The following is a 19,444-nucleotide window of genomic DNA, read 5'->3' on the forward strand; positions in this document are numbered from 1 at the left end:
TACCGCCTGGCGAGCACCGTGCGGGCCCATGCAGGGCCCGACAAAAAGAAAGAGCTGCCGGCATTGCTTCACCAGCTGACCCCGCCGTGAGCGGCCTGTTCAATGCCAAGCCTAGCAAAGGGTATCGAAGTGCGCGGACAGGTCATCCGCTCCCTACGGCGCGCATTCTAGCGTGATGTGTGAAAAAGCAAAGTGCCTAAATATCCTTGTTCGCTGTAAGTTTTATGCTTGATGGCCATTACAGCGTCAAGCGCCTGCAAATGCCCCCGTGGAAACCGTTTGCGTGCCCTTGGATGGACAAAATCCAGGCAAAAAAATGCCCGGCAAGCCGGGCATGTTTTTTCGAGCATGTTACAGGTTGTAGCCACGCTCGTTGTGCTGCGCGAGGTCGAGGCCGACCGCTTCTTCCTCTTCGTTGACCCGCAGGCCCATCACCAGGTCCAGCACCTTCAGAATCACGTAGGTGACGATGGCGGTGTAGATCACCGTGAAGCCCACGCCCTTGGCCTGCACCCAGACCTGTGCGCCGATATCTTCGACGGTACCGAAGCCGCCCAGTGCAGGGGCCGCGAACACGCCGGTGAGAATCGCGCCGACGATGCCGCCGATGCCATGCACGCCGAAGGCGTCCAGGGAGTCGTCATAGCCCATCTTGCGCTTGAGGCTGGTGGCGCAGAAGAAGCACACCACACCCGATACCAGGCCGATCACCAGTGCGCCCATCGGGCCTACGGTGCCCGCAGCCGGGGTGATCGCCACCAGGCCCGCCACCACACCGGAGGCGATGCCCAGGGCGCTGGGTTTGCCGTGGGTGATCCACTCGGCGAACATCCAGCCCAGCGCAGCGGCGGCCGTGGCGATCTGGGTCACCAGCATGGCCATGCCGGCGGTGCCGTTGGCAGCGGCTGCGGAGCCGGCGTTGAAGCCGAACCAGCCGATCCACAGCATGGCCGCGCCCATCAGGGTGTAGCCCAGGTTGTGCGGGGCCATCGGGGTGGTCGGGAAACCCTTGCGCTTGCCCAGCACCAGGCACGCCACCAGGCCCGCGATACCCGCATTGATATGCACCACGGTGCCACCGGCAAAGTCCAGTACGCCCCAGTCCCACATCAGGCCGCCGGCACCGGACCAGACCATGTGCGCGATCGGTGCGTAGACCAGGGTGAACCACACGGCCATGAAGATCAGCATGGCCGAGAACTTCATGCGCTCGGCAAAGGCACCGACGATCAGGGCAGGAGTGATGATGGCGAAGGTCATCTGGAAGGTGATGAACACCGCCTCGGGGAACAACGAGGTCAGGCTTGCGGGGGTGACGCCGGCCAGGAAGGCCTTGGAGAACCCGCCGACGAAGGAATTGAAGTTGACCACGCCCTCTTCCATACCCGTGGTATCGAACGCCAGGCTGTAGCCGTAGACCATCCACAGAATGCTGATCAGGCCGGTGATGGCGAAACACTGCATCATCACCGAAAGCACGTTCTTGGAACGCACCATGCCGCCGTAGAACAACGCCAGGCCCGGGATGGTCATGAACAGCACCAGCGCGGTGGCGGTCAACATCCAGGCGGTGTCGCCGGAGTTGAGCACGGGGGCGGCTGCCTCCTCTGCCATGGCCATGCCAGGCATTACGAGGGACAAAAGGGCTCCTAGCCCTGCGAACTGACGCAGAGTCATATTGTTATCTCCTGGGGCGTTGGGGTTTGGGGCGGCGTTACTTAGATCGCGTCGGTATCGGTTTCACCGGTACGGATGCGGATGGCCTGTTCCAGATTGACCACGAAAATCTTGCCGTCACCGATCTTGCCGGTGTTGGCCGCCTTGGTGATCGCCTCGATGACCCGGTCCAGGTCCTTGTCGTCGATGGCGACATCGATCTTCACCTTGGGCAGGAAATCGACTACGTATTCAGCACCGCGATACAGCTCGGTGTGGCCTTTCTGCCGTCCGAAGCCTTTGACTTCCGTGACGGTAATGCCCTGCACGCCGATTTCGGACAGCGACTCGCGCACGTCGTCCAACTTGAATGGCTTGATGATGGCAGTGACTAGCTTCATGAAACTCTCTCCCGAATTGGTGGACTTGCCCCAGGAAAACAAACCCGTCTCAAGTCTAAGCGCAGTGCCTGGCTTTGTAACGCTTCGTCGGCCTCAATCCCAAGGCCCGACACCAGTGCATGAGTCACTTGGCTCTAAGCAGAAACCTTGCCATGTCTGCCAAAGCCACCAATTACAAGGGCTTGCGTGCCTTGCTTGGAATTGGCCAGTCGCCAGCAGGGCAAACACGCACAAAAACGGTGCGCTACCGATCGGGGGAATGCGCGAAAAGCGTGCGGGGCGAGCGGGCGGGGGGTGCGTGTTACACTGGACGCCTCTTTGCATTTACCGGACGGACCAACATGCTCGCGCCCAAAGCCTTTCTCGATGCCCTGAGCGACCAGGCCTCGCGCCTGTTCAGCGGTGACACCGCGCAGCCGCGCAGCGAACTGGAAAGCCAGTTCAAGGCGCTGCTGCAAAGTGGTTTCAGCAAGCTGGAACTGGTCAGCCGTGAGGAGTTCGACAGCCAGATGGTAGTGCTGGCCCGCACCCGCGCACGCCTGGAGGCGCTGGAGGCCAAGGTCGAAGAGATGGAAGCGCGGCTGAACCCGGCGGCTGCCGAGTAGAGCGCAGCGCAGCCTTCGTCGGCGGGGCCGGCGCCTGCAGGGTCATGCAGGGGCCTGCCTCACCTTCTCATACCGCACATCCCCCTCCTCCAACTGCGCCACCACCTCCCACCCCCAAGCGGCGATAGAAGCCATTGGCACGCACGCCGTCGCGGCCCGAAGGCTGCACCGGGGCGCCGTGATCTTGACCAGCGCTCCTGGCCCCGTCAACCGCTGCAAAACCTCGACTCACTCTCCCCCGCGCACCCTGCGCGCGCACCACTATCCTTGCCCCAGCCGCAGGACGCGGCATTGTCCCGATCATGGAGTGTGCATGTCCCTCGCCCTTGTCCACAGCCGCGCCCAGGTGGGCGTACTGGCCCCTGCGGTCACCATCGAAGCGCACCTGGCCAACGGCCTGCCCAACCTGACCCTGGTCGGCCTGCCCGAAGCCACGGTAAAGGAAAGCAAGGACCGTGTGCGCAGCGCCATCCTCAACTCCGGCCTGGAGTTCCCCGCGCGGCGCATCACCCTCAACCTCGCCCCCGCCGACCTGCCCAAGGATGGCGGACGCTTCGACCTGGCCATAGCCCTGGGCATCCTGGCCGCCAACGGGCAGATGCCGATCGCCTCGCTGCACGCAGTGGAATGCCTGGGCGAGCTGGCGCTGTCGGGGGCGGTGCGCTGCGTGCAGGGCGTGCTGCCTGCCGCCCTTGCCGCCCGCGAAGCCGGGCGCGCCCTGGTGGTGCCACGGGAGAATGCCGAGGAGGCCTGCCTGGCTTCGGGCCTGGTGGTGTACGCCGTAGACCACCTGCTGGAACTGGTCGCGCACCTCAACGGCCAGCAGCCCCTCGAACCCTACAAGGCCAACGGCCTGGTCCTGCACAGCCAGCCCTACCCCGACCTCAACGAGGTGCAGGGCCAGCTTGCCGCCAAGCGTGCCCTGCTGATCGCAGCGGCCGGGGCCCACAACCTGCTGTTCAGCGGGCCACCCGGCACCGGCAAGACCCTGCTCGCCAGCCGCCTGCCCGGCCTGCTGCCACCGCTGAACGAGCGCGAAGCGCTGGAGGTGGCGGCCATCCAGTCGGTCGCCAGCCCGCTGCCGCTCAACAGCTGGCCGCAGCGTCCGTTTCGCCACCCGCATCACTCGGCGTCGGGGGCCGCACTGGTCGGCGGTGGCAGCCGCCCGCAACCCGGCGAGATCACCCTGGCCCACCATGGCGTGCTGTTTCTGGATGAGTTGCCGGAGTTCGAGCGGCGCGTGCTGGAAGTGCTGCGCGAGCCCCTGGAATCGGGCGAAATCGTGATCGCCCGGGCCAAGGACAAGATCCGCTTCCCGGCCCGCTTCCAACTGGTGGCAGCGATGAACCCCTGCCCCTGCGGCTACCATGGCGACCCCACCGGTCGCTGCCGATGCAGCAGTGACCAGATCCAGCGCTACCGCAACAAGCTCTCCGGCCCGTTGCTTGATCGCATCGACCTGCACCTGACCGTCGCCCGTGAAGCCACGGCGCTCTCGCACTGCACCGACAACGGCCCCGCCAGTGCCCACATCGCAGGGCAGGTGGCTGCCGCACGCGAACGACAACAACAGCGCCAGGGCTGTGCCAACGCCTTTCTCGAGCTGCCCGGCCTGCGCCAGCACTGCGCGCTGTCCACTGACGATCAGCACTGGCTGGAAACCGCGTGCGAACGACTAACCTTGTCGCTACGGGCCGCGCACCGCCTGCTCAAGGTGGCGCGTACGCTGGCCGATCTGGAACAGGCCGCACACATTGCGCGTGTGCACCTGGCCGAGGCCCTGCAGTACCGCCCCGGGCCTTAGGTGCCTTGACGCCCATCGGTTTGTGCAATGCCGGGCGCAGCCTCATCATGCGCCCTCACTGTTCAACGCTGCCGCCGTAGCAGCCCCCTGGAGCCGAGCGATGCCACACGAAGGCAGCCTTTTGCAAACAGCCGTCATCTTCCTGCTTGCCGCGGTCATTGCGGTGCCCCTGGCCAAGCGTTTGCAACTGGGCGCCGTGATCGCCCCGGATACCAGCCACGGCGACAGCCTGGCACACCTGATTACGTCCAAATCCTAAAATCACGCAGGACCTTTCCTTACCGTTCCAAGCCGGGAAAATCCGGGATAAGCAACTGCTAAGTTGCGCTCTTCCCAGCTTGCGACACCCACTCATGACCAAGAAAAACGTTCTCCTTTCCCATTGCTTCCATTGCGCGGGTGAATCATGAGCCAGCGCATGAATATCTTCGGCAAGGGCCAAGGTCTGGACGGAGATCTCACCAGTACAGGTGCAATCTGCATAGCCAGTCATGCGCGCGGCCAGGTGCACGACATCCCTTGGCTACTTGAAGGCGACAGGACCACACCCTGCCCTCACTGCGGTGCAGAAGGCACGATCATCGAGGGTGAATCGCGCTGGCGACAGGACGGCCTCAGCACAGCCGTGGATGGCTCACTGGTTCAGTGCAAATGTCCGCTGGGCAGCAACTATGTCATTGCACCGCTACATCAAGGGCCTGCCATCAGGAGCAGCATTCCACTCCAGCCTAGCGCATCGACGCTCGGATTTGAGTCGACTCCCTCACCACGACAAGCAGTCAGCACAATGACAACATTCGCGCAGCCCAGACTGGAGCCGGGCTTTCATATTGTCCAGCACAGCCAGTCATTCAATCAGGTGCTGCATGGGCTGGCTGACCCGCAGAGGCACCTGGCCATTCGTCTGCAGCGTCTCAACCCAACCTTTGAGAACGGCTTCAAGGCAGGGGAAATCTTTGTCATCGGTGATCCAGGAAGTGCACAGATGTGTACGCGTGAGGAACTGCATCTGATGGAAGCGGCAGAACTGGCGCGAGATAGTCTTGCCGGTCTGAGCCCCGATGAGGCCGATTTCATGATGAGGCACCAGGCCGAAATCGCAGGATTACTAAGTGACGTGAGTCTGTCGATGGGGGTGGCCCAGGCCATGATGGCGAGGTCATTCGAAGACCTGAAGAATACACTGCATCAGGTCGAGCTCTTGCATCAGCAGCAATTCTCCAAGCATGGCCATTTGAAAAGCCCACAGTTCTTCGCTTCCCGTAAAGAACTTTTCAAGCGAATGGAAGCGCAGTTGCGGATAGCCTTCCTCAACAAACCGATGAACCTGGGCAGCCATGACACCTTGCGCAGAGGCCTTGGAATATCGAGCAGGAGTCTGGTGCATCATTGGAGCAAAGCGGGCGTCCCAGGACAAATTCCGGGATATGCAACGCACCTGGAGAAGGTGGCAAGGATGTCAACGTACCTGAAGACCGGCGGGCACATCGGCGTAGTGATAGGTGCTGCTTCTTCGTACTTCAAGATTCGAGAGGCGTGCATGGCTGGAGAAACCAAGGCGTGTAAAAAGATACGCTTCACCGAGGCTGGCAGTTTCTTGGGAGGGCTTAGTTTTGGTTCACTGGGGGGCGCCGCTGCAAACAGGGTTTTCGCGTTAGGTTGCTTGAGTTTAGGACCGGTGAGTGCGACCGTTTGTAGTGTCGCCATCGTCGGTGCAGGGGCTTTAGCAGGGAGTCTGGGTGGTATGTCAGGTGGTGAATGGCTAGGGGAAGTTATCTATGAGCACGCCCAGCCATGATGGCCTTCTGGGAGTCCCACTGGGCGCTGGCGTTTATGTTAACCCCCTGCTTCTTGGGGATCGGGGGCCTCTTGTCAGAGGTACAACTTGCCCATTCTCGACATTTTTCAAGTTTGCTTCACGCCTTTCGGCGCAGTGACTGTCTGCCCAGATTCTTGCAGATATGGGGAACACACGGCTTCATTTCTCGATGCATGATCGTATCAGGACTCAGCGGGATCATGTTGTATGCAAGACGCTCCATCAAACGAGGGCAGCTGGATCCGAAGGACTTTCATGAATTCCCTCTTGCGCTCAAAAGGCGCCTGACTATTACCTCATGGCTGATCATCATTGGGTTTGCCTGGTTCATGTTTGGCGTAGGCCTGCTCAACTTGAGCAAGCCGTAACGGACGGTAAACCGCCGGCTCCCCAAGCCCCTGACGCAAAAACAGGCAAGTGTTGAAGAGCAGGCAATAAGGCATTTACCAATCGAATCTGAGCGCTACAGCAACGCGCTCAAGCGCAGCTGCGACGCCTGCGAGCAGAACACCAGCCGCGCATCCCCGGCCGACATCACCACGGGCACCAGGTCCAGGCGAATGCGCGGCAGCAGGCGGTTGAGCATCTGCTGGCAATCCCGGCGCAGGTAGCTGTCTTCGCCGGTCAGGCGACTGACCAGGCGGAAAGTCAGCGAGTCCCGCGCCAGTACCAGCAAAATGTAGCGCCGCGTGCCGGTCTCGCGCAGCAGCCACACGCCGGTCGCCAGTTTCAGCAGCGGCGTGAGCGTCTCGATCAGCTTGTTGCGCTCCACGGGCACCAGGTCGTGGGGCACCCACTCGCCGTCTTCACCGTCATCGTCGCTATCGGCACGCTGCAGGGCATCGGCCTCGCGCCGATAGTGCTCGGCCGCGCCGCGGTCATCGCTGCGCAGGGCCAGCACGCTGAGCTTGCGCAGGCTGTACAGCTGCAACGGCCCGCGCTGCTCGGCCACCTGCCGCCACAGTGCTGCGGCGGCGTCCGGGCGCCCGGCCTGGGCATGACACTCGGCCAGCTGATAGCGCACCGCCGCGTCCGGCGCCTGCTGCAGTGCATCTTCCAGCAAACGCAGCGCCTCATCGCCCGCCTCGCCAAGGGTGCGGTACAGCCAGGCCAGCCGGGCAATCTCGTGGCCCGACAGCGCACGGATACGCCGTTTGCGCTGCAGGTCGTGCTGCTCGGCCACCAATGCCTCGCGCTCGTCACGGGCGCGCTGGCAATGCCGGGCATTGTCATCGGCCTGCTGTTCGTCCAGGCGCTGCGCCAATGGCAGGTGCTGCTCACCCAGCCAGGCCTGCGCCGCGCTGGGCTGGCTGCGCTGCCACACCAGTGCCGCATCGGGCTGATCGGGTGCCCCCCCCAGCGCCGCCAGGCGGTCGGCCAGCGCCGGGTGGGTATCGCTGTCGTCGGTCTCGTTGCACAGTGCGCCATGCAGCCAGCTGCGGGCCTCGGCAATGTCCTGCGGCAGGCTCGGCGCACCGCTGCGGGCCAGGTCGGTCAATGGCGTGGCGCTGCCGGCAAGAAACACCTTGGGCCAGAACGCCTGCTCCAGTGCCCGCCCCTGCAAGGCCAGGCCGACCAGCGCCTCGCGCATCGCCTCGACCCCGCCTACCCGCGCCGCCTCGGCGTCGGCCTGGTACTCGCAGCGCCGCGCAAAATCCATGCTCACGGCCAGAAAACGCGGCACGTACCAGCCCACGAACAGACGCAGCGGCGCGCTCGACAACGAGCGATGGCGCTCCAGCCGCTCGCTCGCCGCCTGCCATTGCAGCCGTGCGAAATACACGCGGCTGGCATAGCGGCCATGACGCTGGGCGATGTGCGCGCACTCATGCGCCAGGATCGCCGCACAGGCCCGTGGCGACAGCGTGTCGAGCAAGGGCAGGCCCAGCCACATCACGTTGCGCGTCCTGCGAAACAGTACGTGGTGCTGGCGGATACTGGCGTTGAAGTCGTCGTTCAGGTACACCGCATCCAGCGCAGGCGCGCCGAGTGCCAGGCGCAACCGCTCGATTTCCTCGAACAGCTGCGGCGCGTCCACTGCCTGCAGGGCGATGCCGTCCTCGCTGGAATCGGCACGCGTCGCAAAGGGCAGCTTGAGCATGCTGTAGCCGAACATGCCCGCTGGCAGGGTCACGAACCCGGCCAGCAGCCCCGCAGCACCGGGCAGCCACATGCACATCGCCAGCGGCAGCGCGCACAGGGCCAGCCCGCCCACCAGCAGAAAGCCGTTGCCCAGCAGCAGCCAGGCACGAAGTCGCAACCGTTGCAGTGCGGCCATGGGCGTTACTGCGCCGGCTTGGGCGGCAGGTCGTCGGCGCCGACCTTGCCACGCCCCAGGAACGCACCGAACACGCTGGTGACACTCTTGAGCAGGCTGTGGGAGTTGAGCACCTCGTACTGGACTTCTTGGATGCCTTCGTTGTCGGGCAACTGGGTCACGGCATGCTGCGCCCACTCGATGGCAGCGAAGCGGCTTTGCTGAACGCCCTGCCCGCGCAGGTAGGCCAGTGCGATCTCGGCACTGGTACGCGCCGAGACCCAGTCATCATCACAGTCGACCAGCGAACGCAGGTACTTCACGCCGGTTTCCTGTTCTTCGGCAGTGCCGAAGTCGCGCAGCAGGATGCCGATGCGGATGCGCGCGCGCTGTTCTGCCCGCGACGATTGGCGGGCGCCTTCGAACAGGCGCAGCACCTCGTCGAGGTTGGCACGCACACGCATGTCCAGTTCGTCGTCGAAGAGCTTTTTCCAGGCCAGGTTGAACATGCTCTGCGGGCAGCCGTCCTGGGCACCGCGCTCCAGCCAGCGCAGGCTTTCGCCCTCGTCCACATAGCGTTGCGGGGCCTCTTCACGGGCACCGGTGTGTACCTCGTGCAGGAAATAGGCCGCGCCCGGCAGGCCACGCTCGCCCCATTGCACCGCCAGGAAGTAACCCTCGTCGTGGCGCCCACCGTCCCACAGGAATGACGGCAGGCTGACGATGTCCAGGCCCGAGTCCCCCAGGTCGTGTTCGCCCAGCACCCGCGCGCGGTCCAGCAAGGCCGGCACACACTGCGGGTCCTTGTCGAAACCCCACAGGCCGAACTGGTGACCGACAGCCTTGATCGCCACCGGCACGCCCAACTCGTTCATCGCGCACATGCGCTCGACCGCCACCTTGAAGGCACCGGTTTCGTCGGCCATGTTGGCCACCATGGTGAGGTAGACGAAGCTGTGGAACGGCCCCTCGACATGGCGGAAGTACTCGCCTTCGGGGAAGGCCTGCACGCTCGCGACCTGCATCGCCATCGCACGTGGCTGGTTGTCCAGCGAATAGCTGCAGAACTGGCCGAAGTAACCCAGCGCATAACCGCGGTAAGCTGGCAGCAGGTCGCGCTGCAGCCAGGCCTCGAAGTGCTCGAGGTACTCGCGTGCAGCGTTGAATTCCTCCTTGGCGGGGTAATCCTCGTGGATGTCGTAGAACGCCAGCCAGCGGATCGCATTGCGCTGCGCCTCGCTCAGCGCGGCGCACAGCGGCCCGCTGGCAAAGCCTTCGATGTCTTCGTAGCTGCCGCCCCAGCGCGGCAACAGGTAGTTGGCATAGTTGAGCAGCGCTTCCAGGCAGTCCGGGCGCCACTCCATCACGCGGTGCAGCCAGTAATCCTGCCCCTGGTCCATCTCGTGCGCCTGGCGTTGCGGCAAGCCGGCCGGCAGCGCCGTGGGGGCCTGTTGCAATGGCGTCAGGCCGTAGTGGGCCAGGTGTTCGACCGCCATCTCCAGTGTTTCGGGGTCCTGGTTGTCGCTGGCCATGCCCTTGGCAGGCTCGCCACCGAACAGCGCGTTCAGCCACGCCGGCTCGTGGAAGTGCGCGCACAGCTCCATCAGGGTGACGCCTGCAGCCACCGGCTGCGGCGAACGTTCGAGCGCCGCCAGCAGGTGCACCGCCGACAGTTCACAGGCCAGCGCCGCGCCCAGCCAGCAGTCGTCGGTCACGCTGTTGGCCCAGCCGTTGCCGCGGATATTGCCGGCGCGGCCATAGCAGTAGTTGCCCAGGAACAGGCGCGGATGGAAGGCATCCGGGCAGGCGGCGACCCAGGCCTGCAGAAAGCGTGCGATCTCCGGCGCCGGGGTCACACTGAAGTCGAACAGCGTGCCGGTGCGGGCGGTGTCCAGATAATGGTGGGTGCCAGGCTCGGCGCTGCTCCACTCGGCCTGCAGGGCATCGAAGTAGCTGTTCAGCTCGGCGAAGGACTCGGTACGAACCAGGTCACGCAGGTGGAGGCGAATATGGGGAATGTTGTGCAAGTGGCACCCTTCAAGTCCGTTTTAGCGAGCGCGTTCAGCGCAAAGGCGCTCATGATGGCGGCGAAGGCTAAACGACACTACCGATTGGATCCAGTCCAATTGAAAAAATCGCGGGTGTTAATGATTCTCGACCGGGCGCGAGCGGTACGGGGCGTTGAAAATGCGGGCAGGTGGACGGCATGCGGGCAATGCCGAAGGCCATCGACCAGGGCATCCCTGTCGATGGCCGCGCACTGGAGCGGGGGTTACAGCAGCACGCGCAGGCACTGCCCGGCGTGGTACAGCGAAAAGCCGGTTTCGTAGAAGCCGGTGCGCAGCAACGGGGCCGATACCGGTTTCATCGGGGCGAACGGGATCGGCAGTGCATCCGGATCGTCCTGCAGCAGGTACTGTGCGAAGGCCTTGCCGATCACAGTACCGGTGGTGTTGCCACGGCCGTTGTAGCCGGTGACCGCAACGATGCCCGGGGCCGGTTCGAACAGGCGCATCAGGTGGTCCGGGGTGAAGTCGATACAGCCGGTCCAGTGCATTTCCCAGTCGACCTTGCCCAGTTGCGGGAAGTAGTGCCCCTGGATGCGGTCGGCCCAGCTGCGCACGAACCACGCCGGCTTGTTGTCGACCCGGCCCATGCTGCCCAGCAGCAGGCGGCCCTGGTCGTCGCGACGGATGCTGCTGAGCACCGTGCGCGTGTCCCACGAGCCCTGGCCGTGCTTGAGCACGTTGTCGGCCGCAGCGCCCTGCAGGGGCTTGGAAGCCACCTGGTAGTAGTAGCCGCGAAAGTACTGCTTCTGCAACGCGGTCCAGTCGCCCTCGGTATAGGCACCGGTGGAGATCACCACCTTGTCGGCGCTGACCGCGCCCTGGGCAGTCTTCACCAGCCAGGCGCTGCCTTCGCGGGTGAGCCCGGTGACAGCGGACTGCTCGAACACCTGCCCACCCAGCCGGCGTACCGCAGCGGCCAGGCCCCGGGTGTAGCCCATGGGGTTGATGGTGCCGGCGCGGCGGTCGAGCAGCGCGGCGGAAATCTTGTCGGTACCGCAGTATTCCTGGCACTGCGCACCGGTCAGCAGCTCGACATCGGCACCGCGTCGGCTCCATTGCTGGTGACGCGACTGCAGGTCGGCTACGCCGTTGGCGTTGTGCGCCATGTGCAGGGTGCCTTCGTTGCGTGCCTGGCAGTCGATGCCCAGGCGTTCGATCATGGCGAACACCTCGGCCGGGGCTTCACCCAGTACCTTGTTCAGGCGGCTGCCCTGTTGCTGGCCCAGGGTGGCCTCGACATCGTCGGGGTGGATCCAGGTGCCGGCATTGACCAGCCCGACGTTGCGCCCCGAGCCACCATGGCCGATGACACGGGCTTCGAGCAGCGCGACGGACTTGCCCTGCTCGAGCAGGTTGATGGCCGTGCACAGACCGGTGATACCCCCGCCGATCACGCACACATCGGCCTTGATCTGTGCCGTCAGTGCGGCGGCAGGCGCCGCAGGCGGAGTGACGAACTCCCACAGACATTCTTGACGCAGGTCGGTCATGGCCGCCTCCGTTGGTTGGCCTTGGAACGGGAAGTACCCTTCACCGGCAAGGCCGGCCCCTACACGGTTGCGGTAGGAGCCGGCCTTGCCGGCGAAGGGGCCGACGCGGTTATCAGTCGAACACGATGCCCTGCGCCAGCGGCAGCTCGCGCGAGTAGTTCACGGTGTTGGTCTGACGACGCATGTAGGCCTTCCACGAATCGGAACCCGACTCACGGCCACCGCCGGTCTCTTTCTCGCCACCGAACGCGCCACCGATCTCGGCACCGCTGGTGCCGATGTTGACGTTGGCGATGCCGCAGTCGCTGCCCGCCGCGCTCTGGAAGCGCTCGGCCTCACGCAGGTCGGTGGTGAAGATGCACGAGCTCAGGCCCTGTGGCACTTCGTTGTTCAGGCGCAGCGCTTCGTCGAACTCGTCATAGGCCAGCACGTAGAGAATCGGCGCGAAGGTTTCATGGCGCACCACCTCGCTCTGACCAGGCATCTCGACGATCGCCGGGCTCACGTAGTAGGCATCCGGGTACTGCTGCTGCAACTGGCGCTCGCCGCCGAACACGCTGCCGCCTTCATCACGGGCACGGGCCAGGGAGTCCTGCATGGCGGTGAACGAACCCTTGTCGATCAGCGGGCCGACCAGGTTGTCCTGGCGCGGGTCGCCGATACGTACCTTGGCGTAGGCGGCTTTGACGCGGGCCACCACTTCGTCCTTGATGGAGCGGTGCACGATCAGGCGACGCAGGGTGGTGCAGCGCTGCCCGGCGGTACCCACGGCGCTGAACAGAATGCCGCGCACGGCCAGGTCCAGGTCGGCGCTCGGGGCCAGGATCATTGCGTTGTTGCCACCCAGCTCGAGGATGCTGCGACCGAAGCGTGCCGCCACGCGTGGGCCGACTTCGCGCCCCATGCGGGTGCTGCCGGTGGCGCTTACCAGCGGTACGCGCGGGTCGTCGACCAGTGCCTGGCCGGCGTCGCGGTCGCCGATGATCAGCTGCGCCAGGCCTTGCGGCGCTTCGCCAAAGGCTTTCAGGGCTTTTTCGAACAGCGCCTGGCAGGCCAGTGCGGTCAGCGGGGTCTTTTCCGATGGCTTCCAGATCACGGCGTTGCCGCATACCAGCGCCAGGGTGGTGTTCCACGCCCACACGGCCACCGGGAAGTTGAAGGCGCTGATCACGCCAACCACGCCCAGCGGGTGCCAGGTTTCACGCATGTGGTGGCCCGGGCGCTCGGAGGCGATGGTCAGCCCGTACAGCTGGCGCGACAGGCCGACGGCGAAGTCGCAGATGTCGATCATTTCCTGCACTTCGCCCAGGCCTTCCTGGGTGATCTTGCCGGCTTCGATGGATACCAGTTCGCCCAGCTGCGCCTTGTGCTCACGCAGCACTTCACCAAACAGGCGGATCAGCTCACCGCGACGCGGCGCCGGCACGTTGCGCCAGGCCAGGAAGGCCTGTTCGGCCTGTTCGATCTTGCCCAGTACCTGAGCCTTGGACTCCAGGTGCACCGAGGCAATCGCGCTGCCGTCGATCGGGGTGTGAACGGGATGGTTGCCATGGGTGTAGGCAGAGGCCGGTACACCCAGGCGGTCGAGCAATCCATCAACCATTATTCTTCTCCTGCAAGGCGGTGAGTGGTTGTAATTGGTGATGGGATCAGTATTAATCCGATCACTCTGGCGCTACAAACGACCTTTATTCTGCACATCATTCCGCCAGGTAATGATTCGACGGGTGAGTGATACCGCTATGTCCAAACGTCTGGTGCCGTCGATGGCCGCCCTGCAATGCTTCGAGGCGGCCGCCCGACACCTGAGCTTCACCCGCGCTGCGCAAGAGCTGCACCTGACCCAGAGCGCGGTGAGCAAGCAGGTGGCGCAGCTCGAAGACATGCTGCGCCATCATCTGTTCCTGCGGATCCGCCGACGCCTGCAGCTGACCCCGGCGGGCGCGCTGTACCTGGCCGAGGTGAACAAGATCCTCACCCAGGTCGACATGTCCAGCCGCTACATCCTGTCCTACGGTCAGCAGACCGAAGTGCTCAAGGTGGCCACCCAGCCGAGCTTCGGCGTGCGCTGGCTGATCCCGCACCTGAAGGGCTTCGGCAAGCGCTACCCGAATATACACCTGGATATCTGCAACGAGATGGAGCCTTTCGCCCTGCTGCAGAACACCGCCGACGTGGTGTTCTTCTATGGCCAGGGCACCTGGCCGGGGGCCACGTGCATCGAGCTGTTCGGCGACGAGGTTGTGCCGGTGTGCGCCCCGGAACTGCTGCAGGGGCATACCCTGACCGAGGCCGGCGAGCTGGCCGAGCGCGTGTTGCTGCAAAGCACCTCGCGCCCGGAGGCCTGGCACGAGTGGTTTCTGGAACAGGGCCTGCACTCGGCCAACAGCTACCACGGCCCGCGCTTCGATACCTTCTATATGTGCGTGGGCGCCGCGTTGTCGGGCTGCGGCGTGGCGCTGGTGCCGCGCTATCTGGTGGAGCAGGAACTGGCCGAGGGCAAGCTGGTGATACCGTGGCCCTACGCGATGCGCAGCAGCGGCGCGTACTTTGTGGCGTTCGCCGAGCATGCCGCCGAGGTACCCAAGGTGCGCAGCCTGGTGGAATGGATCCGTGAACAGGCGACCGCGCCGAGGTCCTGAATTACAGGAATGATCCCTCGAATTTTTTTCGCTTGTGCCCGGCCTGCATTCCTCGCTTTCATGTAAGGGTGACTTTTACCACCAGGAAGCTTTCGATGCCCGCTCAAGATTTCGTCAGCCCGGACAGCATTCGCGCGCAGTTTTCCGCGGCCATGTCGCTCATGTACAAGCAGGAGGTGCCGCTCTACGGCACCCTGCTGGAACTGGTGAGCGAGATCAATCAACAGGTGATGACCCAGCAGCCCAAGGTGGCCGAGGCGCTACGCTGGACCGGCGAGATCGAACGCCTGGACCAGGAACGCCACGGCGCCATCCGCGTCGGCACCGCCCAGGAACTGGCGACCATCGGCCGCCTGTTCGCGGTGATGGGCATGTACCCGGTGGGCTACTACGACCTCAGCTCGGCCGGCGTACCGGTGCACTCCACCGCGTTTCGCGCGGTGCACGAGCAGTCGCTGCACATCAGCCCGTTCCGCGTGTTCACCTCGCTGCTGCGCCTGGAGCTGATCGACAACCCGGCCCTGCGCGAGCTGGCCGCATCGATCCTGGCCAAGCGGCAGATCTTCACCCCGCGTGCCTTGCAGCTGATTGCCCAGTTCGAAGCCGACGCAGGCCTGAATGCCGCCGACGCCGAGGCGTTCGTCAATGAAGCACTGCACACCTTCCGCTGGCACTACGACGCGACGGTCACGGCCGAGCAGTACCAGCAACTGCACGACCAGCACCGCCTGATCGCCGATGTGGTGGCCTTCAAGGGCCCGCACATCAACCACCTGACGCCGCGCACCCTGGACATCGATGCGATCCAGGTCGGCATGCCGGCCAAGGGCATTCCGCCCAAGGCCGTGATCGAGGGCCCGCCACCGCGTCGTTGCCCGATCCTGTTGCGTCAGACCAGCTTCAAGGCCTTGCAGGAGCGCGTGGCATTCACCGACCAGCAGGGCAGCGAAGGGGGCAGCCATACCGCACGCTTCGGCGAGATCGAGCAACGCGGCGCGGCGCTGACCCCCAAGGGTCGCGTGCTGTACGACCAGTTGCTGGACGCAGCGCGGGCCGACCTGGGCGGCGTGCCGGCCGAGGCCAATGCCGAGCGCTACATGAGCCTGCTGGGCAAGCGTTTCGAAGCCTTCCCGGACGACCTGGCGCAGATGCGCGAGCAGGGGCTGGCGTACTTCCGCTACTTCCCGACCGAAGCCGGCCTGAGTGCCCGCGACCAGGCGCAGCGGCCGACCTCGCTGAACGCGTTGATCGAAGCCGGGCATGTGCACTTCGAAGCCCTGGTCTACGAGGACTTCCTGCCGGTGAGTGCGGCGGGGATCTTCCAGTCCAACCTGGGCGAAGGCGCGCAGAGCGAGTACGGCAGCAATGCCAACCGCGACGCGTTCGAGCAGGCGCTGGGCAAGTCGGTGCAGGATGAGCTGGCGCTGTATGCCGAGAGCGAGCGGCGCTCGCTGACAGCGTGTGCGCAGGCGTTGAACCTGCCTGGGCTGATTTAACAGCTTCGCCGGCAAGGTCGGCTCCTACACTGCAGGAGCCGGTCTTGCCGGCGAAGGGGCCCTCAATGCCCCACCTCAAACCGCCCCACTTCTGCCCGCAGTTGCCCCGCCAAGCCCTCCAGCTCCCGCGCCGTAGCCGCCAGGTTGGCTGCCACCTCGCGCTGCTCGCTGTTGGCCAGCGCAATACTCTGCAAGTTGCTGCTCAGCAACGTCGCCGTGCTGCTCTGCTCCTGAGTCGCGGTGGTGATCGCGGCAAACTGCTGCCCCGCCGCCCGGCTCTGCTCGTCGATGCGCGCCAAGGCCTCGGCGACCTTGGCATTGCGTTGCAAGCCGTCCTCCATCAAGCGGTTGCCCTGCTCCATGGTGCTGATGGCGTTGCCGGTCTCCTGCTGAATGCTGGCGATCATGCCGGAGATCTCGTCGGTGGCTTCGCGGGTGCGCGCCGCCAGGTTGCGCACCTCGTCCGCCACCACGGCGAACCCGCGCCCCTGCTCGCCCGCCCGTGCCGCCTCGATGGCCGCGTTCAGCGCCAGCAGGTTGGTCCGCTCGGCAATCGAGGTGATGGTGCCGACAATGCCGCCAATCTCCTTCGAGCGCACCCCAAGGGTATCGATCACTGTCGCGGTGCTGCCCAGCGCCTGCGCGATCTGCTGCAACGAGGTGGACGCTTCGTCCATCGATGCACGGCCAATGCGCGTCTGCTGCGCGTTGTCCTGGGCCATGCGTTCGGTGCTGCCCATGTTGTCAGCGATGTTCAGGGAGGTGGCGCTGAACTCCTCGACTGCACCGGCCATGCTGGTGATTTCGCCCGACTGCTGCTCCATGCCCTCGCAAGCACCCGACGACAGCCCCGCCAGCGCCTGAGCACGCTGGCTGACCTGCTGCGAGGCATCACGAATGTGCAGCACAGTGCTCGCCAGCGCTTCGCTCATCTGATTGAAACTGCGCGCCAGTTGGCCGATTTCGTCGTGGCTGGCCACCGCCAGGCGGGCACTCAGGTCGCCCGCGCCCAGGGCCTGGGCCTGACGCACCAGGTCGGCCAGCGGCCGCAGCTTGCGGCGCAGCAGCCACAGGGTGGCGCCCACCGCCAGCATCATGGCCAGCAGGCTGCCAATGGCCAACCTTGCGCCCACGCTCCAGGTCACGGCACGAATCTCGGCCTTGGGCATGCTTGCCAGTACTGTCCACGGGCCGTCGGCAAAGGGCATGGCCACGCTGTAGAGGGTTTCGACCCCATCGTTCCAGAAGCGCCCTTCCCCTGCATGCGCGGCAAACCCGCCCAGTTGGTGGGCAGCCAGTGCCGTGTCGCTGACACCTGCCGGCGCCACCAACCAGTGTTGCTGTTCGTCCAGCAGCGCCAGCGAACCCGTCTGGCCGATACGGAAGCGCCGGAGGTTGTCGAACTGGGCGTTCTGCGCGTCGGTATAGTCGAAGCCGACGAACAGGACCGCGATGACCCGACCCGACACGTCACGCACCGGTGTGTACTGGGTCATGTACGAGCGCTCGAACAGCACGGCACGCCCCACGTAGGGCTGCCCGGCCATCAGCCGCGCGTAGGCCGGGTGCTGGTGATCGAGCTGAGTGCCGATGGCGCGGCTGCCGTCCTGCTTGGTCAGCGATGTGCTGATACGAATGAAGTCCTCACCGCTGCGCACGAACACGGTGGCAACACCCGCCGTCATCTGGCGAAAGTCGTCAACCTCGCGAAAATCGTTGTTCAGCGCATGGTCCGCCAGGTACAGCGCCGGCGTGGCCACTCCAGCCACGCTGAGTGACTGGTCGGAGGCAAGCCACAGCCCGCCGGCAAAGCGTTTTTCGAACAGGCCACTGAGGCGCTGGGTACTCTCGCGCAAGGTGCTGTGGAACGTGTCGAGCTGGTCGGCGAGCAGCCGCGCCTCGCTGGCCAGGTGTTCCTGGCGGGTGATCAGGTTGGCGCTGTCGAGCGAGCGCAGGGCAAACAGCGTACTGCCGGTAATGACGACCGCCAGCACGGCGGCCAGGGCAATACCGAGTTGCGAGGCAATTCGGGCACGGGGTTGGGACATGGAAGCTCCTGGCAATGGGGGCCGGATCATCCTGATCACGCTGCACCGTCGGCATGGGGAAGTGAGCCATTCTGGTTGCGGCTCTCGACCCCACTGATTCGGCGGCGTCATCGATTACTTGAGTGCATCACAGGGATATTCTGCGCAAACGTTCAATCGCCGATGTTGGGCTCATTTGCCCCCAGTATCTGCACCTTGGGCAGGTCCATCGCACGGGCCTCGCCCTGCAGGAAGTCGCTGAGCCGGCGCAGACGCTCGCCACCGGGACGCGTGCGTGGCCACACCAGGTAGTAATTCAGGCCGCTGGCCACCGCCGTCGGCCAGGGCAGGCTCAGGCGCCGCTGGGCGACATCCTCGGCCACCATCAGCAAGTCCCCCATCGACACACCATACCCTCGCGCGGCAGCGATCATGCCCAGCTCGAGGGTATCGAACACCTGGCCGCCCTTGAGCGAGACCTGTTCGGTCAGCCCCATCTGCGCCAGCCAGCTGCGCCAGTCGCGCTTGTCGGGCGTGGGATGCAGCAGTTCGCAGGCCTTCAACTGCTCCACGTCCCAGGGCGTCTGATCAAGCAGCGCGGGCGCACCCACCGGTATCAGCAGTTCAGGGAACAGCGGGCTGACTTCCCAGTCCGGCGGAAAATGCCCGTCGCCCAACAGCACTGCGCAATCGAAGGGTTCATGGTTGAAATCCACATGGTCGACGTCCATCCAGGCACTGGTGAGCTGCACCTCGTTGCCCGGCTGCAAGTGGCGAAAACGGCTCAGGCGCGCCAGCAGCCAGCGCATGGTCAGGGTCGAAGGGGCCTTCATGCGGATCACCCCATCTTCGCTGTGCAGGGTGTTGCAGGCACGCTCAAGTGCGGCGAAACCCTCGCGCACACCGGGCAACAGCAGGCGCGCCGCCTCGCTCAACTGCAGGGTGCGGCCATTGCGCAGAAACAGCCGGCAGGCGAAGTGCTCCTCCAGCGTGCGGATGTGCCGGCTGACCGCACTCTGGGTTATCGATAACTCATCGGCGGCACGGGTGAACGAACTGTGCCTGGCAGCGGCCTCGAACGCCCGCAAGGCGTAGAGAGGCGGTAAACGGCGTGACATGCGGGCGTGCTCCAGCAATGAAATACGGGTTGGCACGAATCATACTCACATGAGTTTTAA

General features: G+C 64.7%; 13 protein-coding genes and 1 pseudogene. 6 read left to right on the plus strand and 8 right to left on the minus strand.

Annotated elements, in window-relative coordinates; genetic code table 11:
• Positions 1-351: 351 nt before the first annotated feature.
• A complete protein-coding gene (locus LOY33_RS25100) occupies positions 352-1,677 on the minus strand; it encodes an ammonium transporter (RefSeq protein ID WP_043863350.1) in 1,326 nt (441 codons plus the stop codon).
• Positions 1,678-1,718: 41 nt separating this feature from the next.
• Positions 1,719-2,057, minus strand: coding sequence for a P-II family nitrogen regulator (gene glnK / locus LOY33_RS25105; protein ID WP_002555808.1), 339 nt, complete (start codon positions 2,055-2,057; stop codon positions 1,719-1,721).
• Positions 2,058-2,398: 341 nt separating this feature from the next.
• On the opposite strand from glnK, the gene LOY33_RS25110 reads away from it, so the two are divergent.
• The 4 genes and pseudogenes from LOY33_RS25110 (at position 2,399) to LOY33_RS25125 (ending at position 6,264) form a co-directional block, all read left to right on the plus strand.
• A complete protein-coding gene (locus tag LOY33_RS25110) occupies positions 2,399-2,662 on the plus strand; it encodes an accessory factor UbiK family protein (RefSeq protein ID WP_043863349.1) in 264 nt (87 codons plus the stop codon).
• A 313-nt stretch (positions 2,663-2,975) separates the two neighbouring features.
• On the plus strand, positions 2,976-4,466 hold the full coding sequence (locus LOY33_RS25115) for a YifB family Mg chelatase-like AAA ATPase (RefSeq protein ID WP_258660457.1): 1,491 nt from the start codon (positions 2,976-2,978) through the stop codon (positions 4,464-4,466).
• Between the two features lie 100 nt (positions 4,467-4,566).
• Positions 4,567-4,668, plus strand: a pseudogene (locus LOY33_RS26180) (hypothetical protein); the annotation flags it as partial.
• 204 nt (positions 4,669-4,872) lie between these two features.
• Positions 4,873-6,264 carry a PAAR domain-containing protein gene (locus LOY33_RS25125; protein WP_058541730.1) on the plus strand — a complete coding sequence of 464 codons (1,392 nt, stop codon included), beginning with the start codon at positions 4,873-4,875 and terminating at the stop codon, positions 6,262-6,264.
• 484 nt (positions 6,265-6,748) lie between these two features.
• Here the strand turns inward: LOY33_RS25125 and LOY33_RS25130 are convergent, their stop codons facing one another.
• The 4 genes from LOY33_RS25130 to LOY33_RS25145 all read right to left on the minus strand — a co-directional run bounded on the left by LOY33_RS25130 (position 6,749) and on the right by LOY33_RS25145 (position 13,704).
• The gene (locus tag LOY33_RS25130; protein ID WP_058541728.1) at positions 6,749-8,563 is read right to left on the minus strand and encodes a M48 family metalloprotease; all 1,815 of its coding nucleotides are present in this window, start codon (positions 8,561-8,563) and stop codon (positions 6,749-6,751) included.
• Positions 8,564-8,568: 5 nt separating this feature from the next.
• Positions 8,569-10,569: a DUF4034 domain-containing protein gene (locus LOY33_RS25135; protein WP_058541727.1), complete on the minus strand. Its 2,001-nt coding sequence runs from the start codon at positions 10,567-10,569 to the stop codon at positions 8,569-8,571.
• A 245-nt stretch (positions 10,570-10,814) separates the two neighbouring features.
• The gene (locus LOY33_RS25140; protein ID WP_258660458.1) at positions 10,815-12,101 is read right to left on the minus strand and encodes an FAD-binding oxidoreductase; all 1,287 of its coding nucleotides are present in this window, start codon (positions 12,099-12,101) and stop codon (positions 10,815-10,817) included.
• A gap of 112 nt (positions 12,102-12,213) precedes the next feature.
• Complete coding sequence (locus LOY33_RS25145) at positions 12,214-13,704, minus strand: aldehyde dehydrogenase family protein (protein WP_043863343.1); 1,491 nt, start codon at positions 13,702-13,704, stop codon at positions 12,214-12,216.
• A 139-nt stretch (positions 13,705-13,843) separates the two neighbouring features.
• On the opposite strand from LOY33_RS25145, the gene LOY33_RS25150 reads away from it, so the two are divergent.
• Positions 13,844-14,743, plus strand: a complete 900-nt coding sequence (locus LOY33_RS25150; protein WP_043863342.1) for a LysR family transcriptional regulator — start codon at positions 13,844-13,846, stop codon at positions 14,741-14,743.
• Between the two features lie 95 nt (positions 14,744-14,838).
• A complete protein-coding gene (locus LOY33_RS25155) occupies positions 14,839-16,239 on the plus strand; it encodes a VOC family protein (RefSeq protein WP_258660462.1) in 1,401 nt (466 codons plus the stop codon).
• Between the two features lie 62 nt (positions 16,240-16,301).
• Here LOY33_RS25155 and LOY33_RS25160 read toward each other — a convergent pair whose 3' ends face one another.
• Positions 16,302-18,287 (minus strand): methyl-accepting chemotaxis protein, encoded by a 1,986-nt coding sequence (locus LOY33_RS25160; RefSeq protein ID WP_258660465.1) that lies wholly within the window; start codon positions 18,285-18,287, stop codon positions 16,302-16,304.
• A 152-nt stretch (positions 18,288-18,439) separates the two neighbouring features.
• Positions 18,440-19,384, minus strand: coding sequence for a LysR substrate-binding domain-containing protein (locus tag LOY33_RS25165; protein ID WP_043863339.1), 945 nt, complete (start codon positions 19,382-19,384; stop codon positions 18,440-18,442).
• Positions 19,385-19,444: the final 60 nt, after the last annotated feature.

The sequence above is a fragment of the Pseudomonas sp. B21-036 genome (genome assembly GCF_024748925.1).
GTDB classification, from domain to species: Bacteria; Pseudomonadota; Gammaproteobacteria; order Pseudomonadales; family Pseudomonadaceae; genus Aquipseudomonas; species Aquipseudomonas palmensis.